General features: G+C 41.4%; 11 protein-coding genes. 7 read left to right on the forward strand and 4 right to left on the reverse strand.

Annotated elements, in window-relative coordinates; translation table 11 throughout:
* Positions 1-99 precede the first annotated feature (99 nt).
* Positions 100-2,058, forward strand: coding sequence for a tetratricopeptide repeat protein (locus tag ODOSP_RS16305; RefSeq protein WP_013613390.1), 1,959 nt, complete (start codon positions 100-102; stop codon positions 2,056-2,058).
* A gap of 127 nt (positions 2,059-2,185) precedes the next feature.
* On the opposite strand, the gene ODOSP_RS16310 is transcribed toward ODOSP_RS16305, so the two are convergent.
* The 3 genes from ODOSP_RS16310 to ODOSP_RS16320 form a co-directional block, all read right to left on the reverse strand.
* Positions 2,186-3,547 carry a TrpB-like pyridoxal phosphate-dependent enzyme gene (locus tag ODOSP_RS16310; RefSeq protein WP_013613391.1) on the reverse strand — a complete coding sequence of 454 codons (1,362 nt, stop codon included), beginning with the start codon at positions 3,545-3,547 and terminating at the stop codon, positions 2,186-2,188.
* A gap of 260 nt (positions 3,548-3,807) precedes the next feature.
* The gene (locus tag ODOSP_RS16315) at positions 3,808-4,257 is read right to left on the reverse strand and encodes a hypothetical protein (RefSeq protein WP_013613392.1); all 450 of its coding nucleotides are present in this window, start codon (positions 4,255-4,257) and stop codon (positions 3,808-3,810) included.
* Positions 4,258-4,495: 238 nt separating this feature from the next.
* Entirely contained in the window at positions 4,496-5,854 is a 1,359-nt protein-coding gene (locus ODOSP_RS16320) for a UDP-N-acetylmuramate--L-alanine ligase (protein WP_013613393.1), read from the reverse strand.
* Positions 5,855-6,206: 352 nt separating this feature from the next.
* Here ODOSP_RS16320 and ODOSP_RS16325 point away from each other — a divergent pair, with 352 nt between their 5' ends.
* The gene (locus tag ODOSP_RS16325; protein WP_013613395.1) at positions 6,207-6,446 is read left to right on the forward strand and encodes a hypothetical protein; all 240 of its coding nucleotides are present in this window, start codon (positions 6,207-6,209) and stop codon (positions 6,444-6,446) included.
* 76 nt (positions 6,447-6,522) lie between these two features.
* On the opposite strand, the gene ODOSP_RS16330 is transcribed toward ODOSP_RS16325, so the two are convergent.
* Positions 6,523-7,710, reverse strand: coding sequence for a 6-phosphofructokinase (locus ODOSP_RS16330; protein ID WP_013613396.1), 1,188 nt, complete (start codon positions 7,708-7,710; stop codon positions 6,523-6,525).
* Between the two features lie 176 nt (positions 7,711-7,886).
* Here ODOSP_RS16330 and ODOSP_RS16335 point away from each other — a divergent pair, with 176 nt between their 5' ends.
* The 5 genes from ODOSP_RS16335 (at position 7,887) to ODOSP_RS16355 (ending at position 12,331) form a co-directional block, all read left to right on the forward strand.
* Positions 7,887-9,017 (forward strand): glycosyltransferase, encoded by a 1,131-nt coding sequence (locus ODOSP_RS16335; protein ID WP_013613397.1) that lies wholly within the window; start codon positions 7,887-7,889, stop codon positions 9,015-9,017.
* Positions 9,008-9,628, forward strand: a complete 621-nt coding sequence (locus ODOSP_RS16340; RefSeq protein ID WP_013613398.1) for an RNA polymerase sigma factor — start codon at positions 9,008-9,010, stop codon at positions 9,626-9,628. Before ODOSP_RS16335 ends, ODOSP_RS16340 begins: the two co-directional genes overlap by 10 nt.
* Positions 9,615-10,289 carry a peptidase associated/transthyretin-like domain-containing protein gene (locus tag ODOSP_RS16345; RefSeq protein ID WP_013613399.1) on the forward strand — a complete coding sequence of 225 codons (675 nt, stop codon included), beginning with the start codon at positions 9,615-9,617 and terminating at the stop codon, positions 10,287-10,289. Before ODOSP_RS16340 ends, ODOSP_RS16345 begins: the two co-directional genes overlap by 14 nt.
* A 113-nt stretch (positions 10,290-10,402) precedes the next feature.
* Positions 10,403-11,011, forward strand: coding sequence for an OmpH/Skp family outer membrane protein (locus ODOSP_RS16350; RefSeq protein ID WP_013613400.1), 609 nt, complete (start codon positions 10,403-10,405; stop codon positions 11,009-11,011).
* An 81-nt stretch (positions 11,012-11,092) separates the two neighbouring features.
* Positions 11,093-12,331, forward strand: a complete 1,239-nt coding sequence (locus ODOSP_RS16355) for a glycosyltransferase family 2 protein (protein WP_157741861.1) — start codon at positions 11,093-11,095, stop codon at positions 12,329-12,331.
* Positions 12,332-12,353: the final 22 nt, after the last annotated feature.

Here is a 12,353-nt window from a genome sequence, read left to right on the forward strand (position 1 = left end):
GTCTGTTTTTGAAGTTATGTTATACCAACGATCCATTTGGGCTTTATTTGTATCCGATATCTTTTTTATTTATCTTTAGCGCATAAACTTTAGAGAAAAATGAGGAGAACGTTTATTTTATTTGCTTTTTTGTTCCTGTGTTCTTGGGGGGGGTATGCTCAGTGGAATACCAATAACATCCTCCGGATGGGGCAAAATGCTATTTATTTCGATGATTATATTTCTGCTATAGATAACTTTAATAACATTATTCGGGTGAAGCCCTATTTGTCGGAACCTTATTTCTTTCGGGGGCTGGCCAAATTGAATCTGGATGATTATGAAGGGGCGATACAGGATTATTCGAAGGCTATCGAGTTGAATCCCAATTATTTTCATGCTTATATGTATCGTGGAGTGGCTTGGCATAACTTACGTAAATATGAGGAGGCGATGGCCGACTATGCCCAGGCGATCGCTTTAGAGCCCAGGGATGCTTATGTGTATGCCAACCGGGGGATTACCGAAGCTGAAATGGGGGATTTTAAGGCTGCTGAAAAAGACTACTCGAAAGCGTTGATGATCGATAGTAAACTGGTAGCCGCTTATTTAAACCGGGCTGTGGTCCGGGAAAAACTGGACGATTGGGAGGGAGCGATGGCCGATTGTAGTTCTGCTATCCGGTTGAATATGTTTTCGGACGATGCTTTCGGTTTGAGAGGATATTTGTGGTTTCAGCATAAAGAGTATCACAATGCCATCGAAGATTTTAACCGGGCTTTAAAAGCTAATCCCGAGAATAAGCGTATATTGATGAGCCGGGCGATGGTTTGGTATGAAATGAAGAAATATCCGGAAGTATTGAACGATTATAGTGAAGTGATCCGGATCGATAGCAATTATATTTATGCTTATTACAACCGGGCTATGTTGCGGGCAGAGGTAGGCGAGAAAAATGCGGCTATCCGGGATTTGGATAAAGTGGTGGAAATGAATCCCGATAATATCCTGATTTATTTCAACCGGGGATTGCTGAAAATGGATATCCGGGATTGGTATGGGGCTTACGATGATTTCACTGAGAGTATTCATTTGTATCCGGATTTTGTGAAAGCTTATCTGGCACGGGCGGCCGTTAATCAGGAGTTAAAGGATTTCGAGGCTGCCGATAAGGATCATTATTTGGCGATGCAGATCATGGATCGCTATAAGCGGATGAAAGAAGGAGATAAGAATGCTTTGGTAGATACTACGGCCAATTTCCAGAAGTTGATCGATATCAATGCCCGGCATGACGAAGTGCGGGATGTGATCAACGGACGGGTGCAGGATAAGAAAGTGATCATCGAATTGCAGGATGTGTTTTATGTGCAATACCTGAGCCTGGATTCCTTGAGAAGTGGTAAAGTACAATATTATAACCGGCATATTATGGATTATAATCAGGCACATAATTATAATCCGGCTATTACGCTATGTAATAAAGATTTGGTATATCCGGCCGATTTTGCAGAATCTTATGTCGAAGAGCTGACCGGGCGGATAATGCAGACAGGGGATGCGGATGCTTATTTGATCCGGGGAAGTATTTATCTCAATCAAAAGGAGTATGCCAAAGCCATCGAAGACTTGTCGGCGATATTGGAGAAAGAACCCGATAATCTTTTGGCACTGTTTAATTTAGCTAATGCCAGAATGTTGATGTTCGATTATATCGAATCTGTGGATGATAAGATTCCCCGTATTGTCGGTGAACAACAGCAAATGCAACGCAAGATAGATTATTCTCAGGTCATAGAAGGGTATAATGAATGTCTCCGGATAGACCCTGATTTTGTTTTTGCCTTATTCAATATGGCCAATGTATATGCCAAAAATGGCGAGATCGAGAGGGCTATCGAAACTTTTAATCAGGTATTGAGACTCGATAAGGATATTGCCGAAGCCTATTTCAACCGGGGACTATTGTATATCTATACCGGCCAAAAAGCTTTGGCAAATGCCGATTTGAGTAAAGCCGGTGAGTTGGGTATCGTGAGCGCCTATAATGTTATCAAGCGCTATTGTAAGGAAAACTGAAAGGCGGGAAAGCTATAAGCTATAAGCAAAAAGCTAAAGGCAAAAAGCTAAAGGCAAAAAGCTAAAGGCTAAAAGCTAAAAGCGAGTGGGTTTAGCCTATCGCTTTTAGCTTATAGCCTTTTAGCTTTTAAATAATTTTCTCCAAATCTTTCAGTGAGCAGGTTATTTCACTGTCGGGGATGGTATAATTTTGCAGGTTACCGGCGAAGTATTGTTCGTAGGCATACAGATCGATCATACCGTGACCCGAAAGATTGAATAAGATCGTCTTTTCTTTTCCTTCTTCTTTGGCCTTTTGGGCTTCCCGGATCGCCTGGGCGATGGCGTGGGTCGATTCGGGTGCAGGGATAATCCCTTCGGTACGGGCGAATAGTACTCCGGCTTCAAAAGTTTCTAGCTGAGGCATATCTACAGCTTCGATCAACCGGTCTTTTAATAATTGGCTGACGATCGCTCCTGCTCCATGGTAGCGAAGTCCTCCGGCATGAATATTGGCCGGTTCGAAATTATGGCCTAAGGTATACATGGGAATGAGAGGAGTCAGCCCTACGGTATCGCCGAAATCATATTGGAAGGTTCCCCGGGTTAGTTTCGGACAGGATTGAGGTTCTACCGCAACGACCCGGATCTGTTTCCCTTCGGTTAGTTTTTTGCGTAAATAAGGAAAGCCGATACCGGCGAAGTTCGAGCCACCGCCAAAACAACCGATCACCACATCGGGTTCCGCTCCTGCCTTTTCCATTTGAAGAATAGCTTCTTCTCCGATGACGGTTTGGTGCATCAATACATGGTTCAATACACTACCGATGGTATAGTTGGTTTGGGGATCTTTGGCTGCCATTTCAACAGCCTCCGATACTGCGATACCTAAACTACCCGAAGAATTGGGATGTTCGCTCAGGATTTTTCTTCCGGCTTCCGTCAGTTCGCTCGGCGAAGGAATGACGTCGGCTCCCCAGGTGTTCATCATCAGTTTACGGTAAGGTTTTTGATTATAGCTGACCTTCACCATGAATACTTTTAAATCTATTCCGAAGTAACGGGCTGCGAAGCTCAGGGCAGATCCCCATTGCCCTCCGCCTGTTTCGGTGGTCAGGCGTTTGATGCCTTGTTTATAGTTATAATAAGCCTGTGGGATGGCGGTGTTGGGTTTATGTGATCCTGCCATACTGGTACTTTCGTTTTTGAAATAAATCCTGGCCGGAGTATCCAGGGCTTTTTCCAGTCCATAAGCTCTGACTAGCGGAGTCGGACGCCAGATTTTGTACAAATCTTGTACCTGTTCAGGAATTTCGATAAAACGTTCTTGCGAAAATTCCTGATTGACTAACTCTTCGGCAAAAATAGGCAAAAAGTCCTCTTTACTGGCTGCTTGTTTGGTTACAGGGTTCAGAGGAGGTAACGGTTTGTTGGTCATATCCGCCACGATGTTGTACCAGTGGGTCGGTAATTCTTTTTCTGTCAGGGTAATTTTCTTGTCTCCTTTCATGTTGTTTGCGTTTTAGTGTGTTTATCTGATTTTAATGATTAAGCAAAAGAAAAACGCCTGATGTTCGTAATAAACATCAGGCGTTTCAGTTCTTTTATACAATAGAATCACATTACCTCATCGTTTATTACGAAGTTCAACCGGCGCCACCACCAATTCTGAGTCATGTGATTTTGTTTTGTCATCTCTTCTATTCTCTTTTGATGCAACAAATATAGAAATGATTTTTTTTAAATTCCAAATAATAATGGATTTTTATTCTAATGGGTACATTCTTTTTGTGCTAATACTTTTTCGAATTGGGATAGACGTTCTTCCATTTTCCCTAATTCCCGGCAAGATTCTCGCATCTCTTTTTCTTTTTTCTCGATTTCTTCTTCTTTCTTGAGTAGTAGGGTTTTCAGGGTTTCTATTTCTTTGTCTTTTTCCAAACATTCCTCGCAGAAACCGAATTCGTTCCGATTGATTTGCCGGAGAGATTTTTGGTCTATAAGCGGACTTCCTATTTCACGGATGAGCCAATTGGCATTTAGTTCCGGGAATAGACGGATAATTCCCATCAGATGCTTGTCTGGTATGTGATCCCGGCAATTTAACCAGTTACTCACTTGTTGACGTGTCTTCAGACCAAGTTTAATTCGTAATTCTTCTTGTGAAATTTTTTTCTCATAGAGAAAATTAGCAAGCCTTTGATTTATTGACATATCCATGGTTGACGCAATATAAAAATGTTTACTTGTAAAGACCGTTTCTTGTGTTTCTTTTGAAAATTATTTACATTTGCCTTAGCCTTCGTTTATAAGTTATAATTAAATTTTGAAATTACGTCACAAAATGGATTGATAATAGTTGTTTCGTATAATTTGTTTGAGATAATATACGAATATGTTCTTGTTCGGAGAGAGGAGAAGCTTGGTGAGATAGCCGGGAATTTTTCCCGGCTATATTTTATTTATGAATGAGTTGCGTGGCTAATTCTTTTATATCGATGCCTGAAAAATTGCCCGAAGTCATAATGAGCAATACACTATTTTCGTAATTCTTTTGTGTTAGCTCTTCTAGTAATTGCCGGTTATCCGTGAATACTTTCAATTGCGTATCGTCGAAACCTTTTCTGACATCTTCGGAACTGATCTCAGGTAAGCGTTTGTGCTTTACGACTTCCGGATTAAAAAATACGATAGCTTCGTCTGCCAGGTCCATGGTATGACGATATTGTGGAAGGAAAGCTGCATTCAGGCTGCTGAAAGTGTGTAATTCCATACAAGCGATTAACTTGTGTCGGGGATATTGTTCCCGTACAGCCTTTATGGTCGCTTGTAATTTTGATGGCGAATGGGCGAAATCGAGGAATACGACTGTATCGTTTTGTTCGGCTATTTTTTGCAGGCGTTTGGCTGCTCCCTTATAAGTAGCGATGGCTTTTAAAAAAGCGGTTTCGTCGATGCCCAATTCTTTACAAGCCAGATAGGCGGCTGAAATGTTTTGCAGATTATGTTCTCCGAATACCTGAATAGGGGTCGGTAAGCTACCTGCTAAATAAGTGGTTCCTTCTTCGGTATAATGAGGAAAACTTGTATATGGGATCGCTTGTACAGAAGCAGGTACCCGAGAGGCGATCTGTCGTAAATTTTCATCATTTTCGTAATAGATGAGTTTACCGTTCGGAGTGATCTGTTGGGTGAAAAGAGCGAATTGTTCTACATAGTTTTCAAAAGTAGGGAAAACGTTCATATGATCCCAGGCTATGCCGGTGAGGATAGCGATATCGGGGTGATAATGGTGGAATTTGGGGCGTCTGTCGATGGGAGAAGAAAGATATTCGTCTCCTTCGAAAACAGCGATTTTACTTCGGTCGCTCAGGTGAACCATGGTATCGAAGCCTTCCAATAAAGCTCCGGCCATATAATCGAATTCTATTCCGCATGTTTTCAAAACATGCATGATCATCGAAGTTGTGGTCGTTTTTCCATGACTTCCGCCGACGATGACCCGTAATTTGTTTTTGGTTTGCTCGTACAGATACTCCGGATAGCTGTAAATCGGAATTCCAAGTTCCTGTGCTTTTTGTAGTTCCGGATTATCTTCCCGGGCATGCATACCCAAAATGACGGCATCTAAACGGGAGGTGATGCGTTCCGGGTACCAACCCCACTTTTCCGGTAACAGGCCTGCTGCTTCTAATCTGGATTTCGAGGGTTCGAAAATCTCGTCATCCGAACCGGTCACCTGATATCCTTTTTTATGAAGTTCTAACGCCAGGTTATGCATTGCGCTTCCCCCGATAGCAATAAGATGTATGTTCATAAACTTATTTTTATAGTGTTGTAGATATTCAATCGATTGTAAATAAATTAGTTCTGTGTGCTATCCGATAATCTTATAGGACAAAGATAGTTGTTTTAGGTACACAATTTGCAAAGAGAAATACAATTAGTCGTGACAAATTTTTGTGTAATTTAAAATCAGTACATGAGATTTATTTATTTTCTGGTCTTCGGAGAATACTTTTGTTCGAAGGGTGTGAGCCTTTCGGATATCGGATTTACCCTTATTTTTTCGAAAAAATCATCCGGAACCGTATGTCCGGCGACCTGTAATAAAACTTTTTGTTCAGGATTGCGTAAAATCTTTCTGTAATACTAAATAAAAACAGGAAATGAAAACAAAAGGTTCTACAGCTTGGGTCTTTACTACAATGGTTGCAGTAGTATTGTTTATGGCCGCTTGCGGAAATTCTCAGAAGAAAAAGGAACAGGCGAAAGTTCAGGCAACAGAGCAACCCGCTGATTCAGTAACCGTTATCGAGTCAGAGACTGTCGTTATTGCAGTGGATAGCATCGCTCCCGATTCTGCCGCTATGAAACAAAAGGCACCGACCCCTAAAAAAACTAAGTAATTTAAAGCTATAAGCGAAAGGCTAAAAGCTATAAGCGTTTAATCGTTCTTAGCCTTTAGCCTCTAGCCTTTAGCTTTTAAAGAATCATTTGCGGCATAAATTCGAAGCTATTGTATTGAGGACGCAGACGATCGGTATTATAGAATTTATTGATATCGACCAATTTTTTACTACTGGTGACAATATCTATAGGTGCATTATCATAACGTCCGTTTCTTAAAATGACTAAACGCCCGTGCATTCCTTTAGAGATTAAATCGAGTGCAAGATTACCATAAGCCATAGGCACGATAGAGTCCATCGCATCCGGATTTCCACAACGTACCAGATAACCAAGTTTTTGATTGATGACATTGATGGTTTCCCCTTTATTGAACTTCGGAGAAAGATTTTTAAGCTCGTTGGAAACATAATCTCCAATTCCTCCTAATTTCTTATGACCGAACATGTCCGCTTCATCACTTTGGAACATCATCTGGCCGCCGCTGTAACTAGCTCCCTCGGATACCAGTACCACTGAATACTTGCTCGGATTGGTATACCGGTCCTGGCATAATAATTCCGCTAACCGTTCGATATCGAATTGGTATTCGGGAATCACACAGCGGTTTGCTGCTCCTGCCAGTGTCGGTAACATGGCTGAGAAACCGGCATAGCGTCCGAAGACTTCCAGTACCAGCAGCCGTTCGTGTGAACCGGCGCAAGTTCGCAAGTCATGGGTCAGCTCGATCGTCCGGGTGATACAGGTACTGAAACCGATACAATAGTCCGTACCCGGTACATCGTTATCCATCGTTTTCGGGATCGCTACTACTTTTACTCCTTCCTGACTCAGGCGTACGGCATAGCTTAAGGTGTCGTCTCCTCCGATTGGGATGAGGTAGTCGATGCCGATAAATTCCAGATTCTTCAGGACTTCAGGGGTTAAATCGTTTATTTCTGCATTGTATTTGTCCTTCAGATGTTCGGGAACGGCTGATTGGGGGACATGCGAAGCACGTGTCCGGGATGAATGTAAAAAAGTACCTCCTGTTCGTCCTGCTTTATTTACGATTTCTTCGGTCAACTCGAAATAATTACATGAATTATCTACTTTTTTGTCCCGGATGACATCGACCAAACCCTTCCAGCCCCGCCGGATTCCGATCACTTTATACCCTTCTCGTAAGGCACGTATGGTGACTGCTCTGATGGCGGGATTCAATCCTGGTACATCTCCTCCTCCGGTTAAAATACCGATAATTCCTTTTGCTTTCTGATTCATAGTAATTGAAATTAATGTTAGTAAATTCACACTAAAAGTGATAAAATATATTCTGAATAGCAAAATAAATCGTCAATAAGTGACTATATTTGTGTGATTTTTTTTGAATGTATTTAGAAAAGGATGTAATAAAGCGCTTTATGGCTTTATAGAGGTTTATGATTTTTTAATTTGAAATGAATAATTTTGTTGATTTTTGGGTAGGATTAGGCTATAATGGTTGGTTATTCCTGTTGTTGATCCTCCTTTTTTTTGCCCATTTGATTATGATCATTTTACGCAGTACGGTACTTACCACTAAAAAAAGACCGGCAACTGTAGAACCCGAGGAAGGAGTTTCGGTAATTATTACCTGTTCGAATAAGGCCGAGCTATTGAAACAGAATCTTGAAGCATTTCTGACCCAAGAATATCCGAAATATGAAGTGATTGTCGTAGACGAATGTTCCGAGGATGAGACGCAGGATGTTTTATCCGATTTGCAACAGAAATACCCGCATTTGAAGACTACCCGGATTTTTCCTGAAACGAAATTCCGGCGTACGAAGAAGATTGCTATTAATATAGGTGTCCTCGCGGCACAATATGATGTGTTGCTTTTTTCTGAAATTAATTGTAAGCCCGGATCCGGGCGATGGCTGCATGCGATGGCTTCTTATTTTACGCCCGATACGGCGGTCGTGATCGGATACTCCAATTATCCGGTAGACGGTGCGGGAGGAAAATTCAGGTGTTATTTCCGATTCTTGTGGTTCTGGAAGACGATGGTGCTGAATAGACGGGGACTACAGGTGGTCGGAAATGGTAATAATATGGGATACCGGAAAAAATACTATCTGGAGAAAAGAGGATTTACCGGTAATACCCAGGAATATATCGGTTATGATACAGAAATCGTAAAAGATATGGCTAAAAAGGGGACGGTCAAAGTGGTGAAAGACCCCGATACCCGGGTGGTGATCTGTGACGAGCGGAAAAAAGCCTGGAAAGATGATTATTCTTATTATTATGCTACGAAACGTCGGTGGCCATTGGCTGTGCGTTTGAGTAGCGATGTCGACTTTATCGTTGAAAGTATCGTTTATTTGTCGGCATTTTATTTTATTATACAAGGAACATTACGTGAATACAGTGCCGGAATTATAATATTAACATTTTTAATAGATTTTATAGTAATAAATGTGGTATTAAAACATCTGGGGCAAAGGAAATTATTCTTAACTTCGTTCACTGTAAATACCTTGGGTTTTATATTTCAATGGTATTATAATTTTTATTCAATATTTACTGCAAAGAAATGGAGATAACTAACAACTTATCTGAAAAAGCTTTATACGACTATAAGATAGTTCGTAACGCAATTGCCGGAGACGAGAAAGCTTATGGGGAACTTTTTAAGCGTTACAAGGATTCTGTATATTTTATGATCCTTAAAATGGTAAACAATCGGACTGATGCCGAAGACTTGATGTTCGAGGCCTTCGAGAAGGCATTTGCCAGTTTGAACTATTACTCTCCACAATTTGCTTTCAGTACCTGGCTGTTTAAGATTGCTTCGAATAATACGATCGATTTTATCCGGAAAAGAAAGGCGCAGACTGTGTCTTTGGATGTCGACGATATCAATCCTGAAGACAGAGGGTATATCAATAGTATTCCGGCTGATGTCAGAACGCCGGATGAAGAAGCGATTCGTCAGCAACGTGCCGATTTTATGCGGGAAAAGGTCGCTCTTTTGAAAGGAAGATATCGCCGGTTAATCGAATTACGCTATTTCGACGAATTTTCATATGAAGAAATCGCCGATACCCTGGCTATTCCTCTGGGGACGGTGAAAGCTCAATTGTTCCGGGCTCGGGAACTACTCTTGAATATTTTACAGCATACCGAGATTGCTAAGGAACATGGTAAAAATTAATTTTATCGTTTTATTCTTTATTTTTCTTTCTCCAATTGTTTGTGCACAGAGGGTCGTCGTTTCGGATAGTGTTGTATTTTCCGGAGTAGTCTTCGACACTCAGGATTCACAGACACTTCCTAATGTGACTTGTCGTTATGGTGAAGGTAAAGCAACTATTTCCGATCAAATGGGATGCTTTGTGTTGAAAATCGGTCGTAAAGATACCGTCCGCTTTACTTTTGTCGGCTATAAACCTTGTACTGTTGTCATGCCCGATACTTTGCTCGAAGATCGGTACATGATGGGGGTTTTTCTGTCTCCCGATACCTTACAATTATCAGAAGCTTTGATTTTACGCCGGTGGGGAGAGGTGCAAAGACAAAATCTGATCAATGCCCGTAATAATATGACCGGCATATTGAAGCAGGCTTATGCGCCTGTAGACTATATGGATGCCGATATGAATCAACGGATGATGCTCAACGAATATGCCCGGAGTGTCGAGATGAAAGGGCATGTCGATGTCGGTATCGGAGTCGGTACACAGTCGGTCGATGCCTATAAAATGCTCCGAATGAGACGGCGGGTAAAAAATCAGAAAGAATGGCTCAATCCTAATGAAATCGATCTGTTAAAGAAGATTTATTATTTGAAAAAAAAGGAAAAGCAAGATAATTGATTCAAGATAAATATATCTTTGTAGTGCTATTGTGTCTGTAATTTTTCCTTGTTGGGCTAACCGGAGAAAAATAAAGATAGGCAAGTATTTAGTATTAATAAAGTTATGATTTTATGAAGAATTTGTCCATTGTATTGAATGTTGTGTTGTTCGTTGCAGTGATTGTACTTTATGTATTGTACTTTTCTGGCCATAAGTCACCGGAAACTGCAATGACCAGTAAAGTTGCCGGTACTGCCGATGCAACAAAAATTGTATATATCAACACGGATACACTTTTGAATAATTATCAGCTGGCAGTCGAATTGAACGAGGCTTTTCTGAAAAAACAGGAAGATCGCAGGACAGAATTGAATATAAAAGCGAAAGCAATCGATCAGGAAGGAACCGAATTCCAACGGAAATTGCAAAATAACGGTTTTATTTCCGAAGCCCGGGCGATAGAAGCCAGAGATCAATTGTTGGTGAAACAAGAAAATTTCCGCCGCTTACAACAGGAGATGATGGATAAAGCTTCCAGAGAGCAGAGCGAACTGAACAAACAGCTTTTTGACGAAATCACTAATTTCTTGAAAGAGTACAACAAAGAGAAAGGATTCAGTATTGTATTGAGTACTCAGTTGGGTGGAAATGTTTTATATGCCGAGGATGGTTTCGATATCACGAAAGAGATTGTCGATCGCTTGAATGCCAATTACAAAAAGGGCGATAGTCAGAAATAAAATGACAGAAGATTTTTGAAAAGGCTGAGTGATCAGCCTTTTTTTATAGGTAAGGGTTAACCATCGGAGCAGTTTATGCTTATGAAGGTATTTGAACGTTATTTCAGTCGGAATCCGGTCTCTCGTCAGCTTTCTTTTGAGGCAGATACTGCTGTGATTGTTATTATCCCCGTTTTCAACGATCCGGATATTTTTGCTACCCTGGATTCACTTTGCTGTTGTTCGGTGATGAATATCAAGGCGGGTGTTTTGATTGTAGTGAACCATAGTGAAGTTTGCCCGCAGGAAATAAAGACCCGGAATATCGGGTTGTCTGACACTTTGAAACGATATGTTCGGGATAGGCAGACCGACCGGCTTCGCTTCGAAGTGGTCGAAGCATTCGATTTACCTGCAAAATATGCCGGAGTGGGATTGGCCCGGAAAATAGCTATGGATTTATCGGCTGCCTTTTTTTACCGAAACGGGCGAATCGATGCTCCTATTCTTTCTTTGGATGCTGACACCTGGGTCGAACCGAATTATTTGGAGGAGGTGGTCCGTTATTTTCAGGAAAAATCTGTGGCCGGCGTTTCTATTGCTTATGCTCACCGTCTCGAAGAAGCCGATATGACAGTTCAGGCCCGTGAGGCGATAATGAAATACGAATTGTATCTGAGGTATTATCGTTTGGCATTGGAGTATACCGGTCATCCCCATGCCTACCATTGTATAGGATCGGCTTTTGCTGTAAGGACGTTGGATTATGTGGCTCAGGGAGGAATGAATAAAAGACAGGCTGGAGAGGATTTTTATTTTTTGCAGAAATTGATCGCTACCGGTAGATATGCAACCTTACAGTCGACGCAGGTATATCCTTCTCCGCGATTCTCGGGGCGTACCCCTTTTGGAACCGGGCAGGCGGTCCGGCAGATCGTTCAGGAGTCCGGACATTTTCGGGTATATCACCCACAGGCTTTTCGGGATTTAAAATGTTTTTTTCAGGGAATTTCTACCCTTTATAAAGTGGATGAAGCTGGTGTTTCGGGCTATTTTCAACAGCAGACGAAGGATATCCGGCTTTTTTTATCCCAAATGAATGGAATTGCAGTCTTGGCGGAGATCAATGCAAACTGTGCTTCTGTAGAGCAATTTATGAAACGGTTTTTCGATAATTTCAATGCTTTCCGTGTGTTGAAATATCTGAATTTTGTGCATGAAAGTTGTTATTCGAAAATAGATATCTTGTCTGCGGCCAATAAATTGCTGGCAGAATTGAACTTACCCGTTGCCGAATCTTTGGAATGTGCCCTTCAGATTTTCAGAAAGTTATTCAGATAGGCGTGGAAAAAGAGGGGAAGAG

Origin of the sequence: Odoribacter splanchnicus DSM 20712 (assembly GCF_000190535.1) — a bacterium.
GTDB classification, from domain to species: Bacteria; Bacteroidota; Bacteroidia; order Bacteroidales; family Marinifilaceae; genus Odoribacter; species Odoribacter splanchnicus.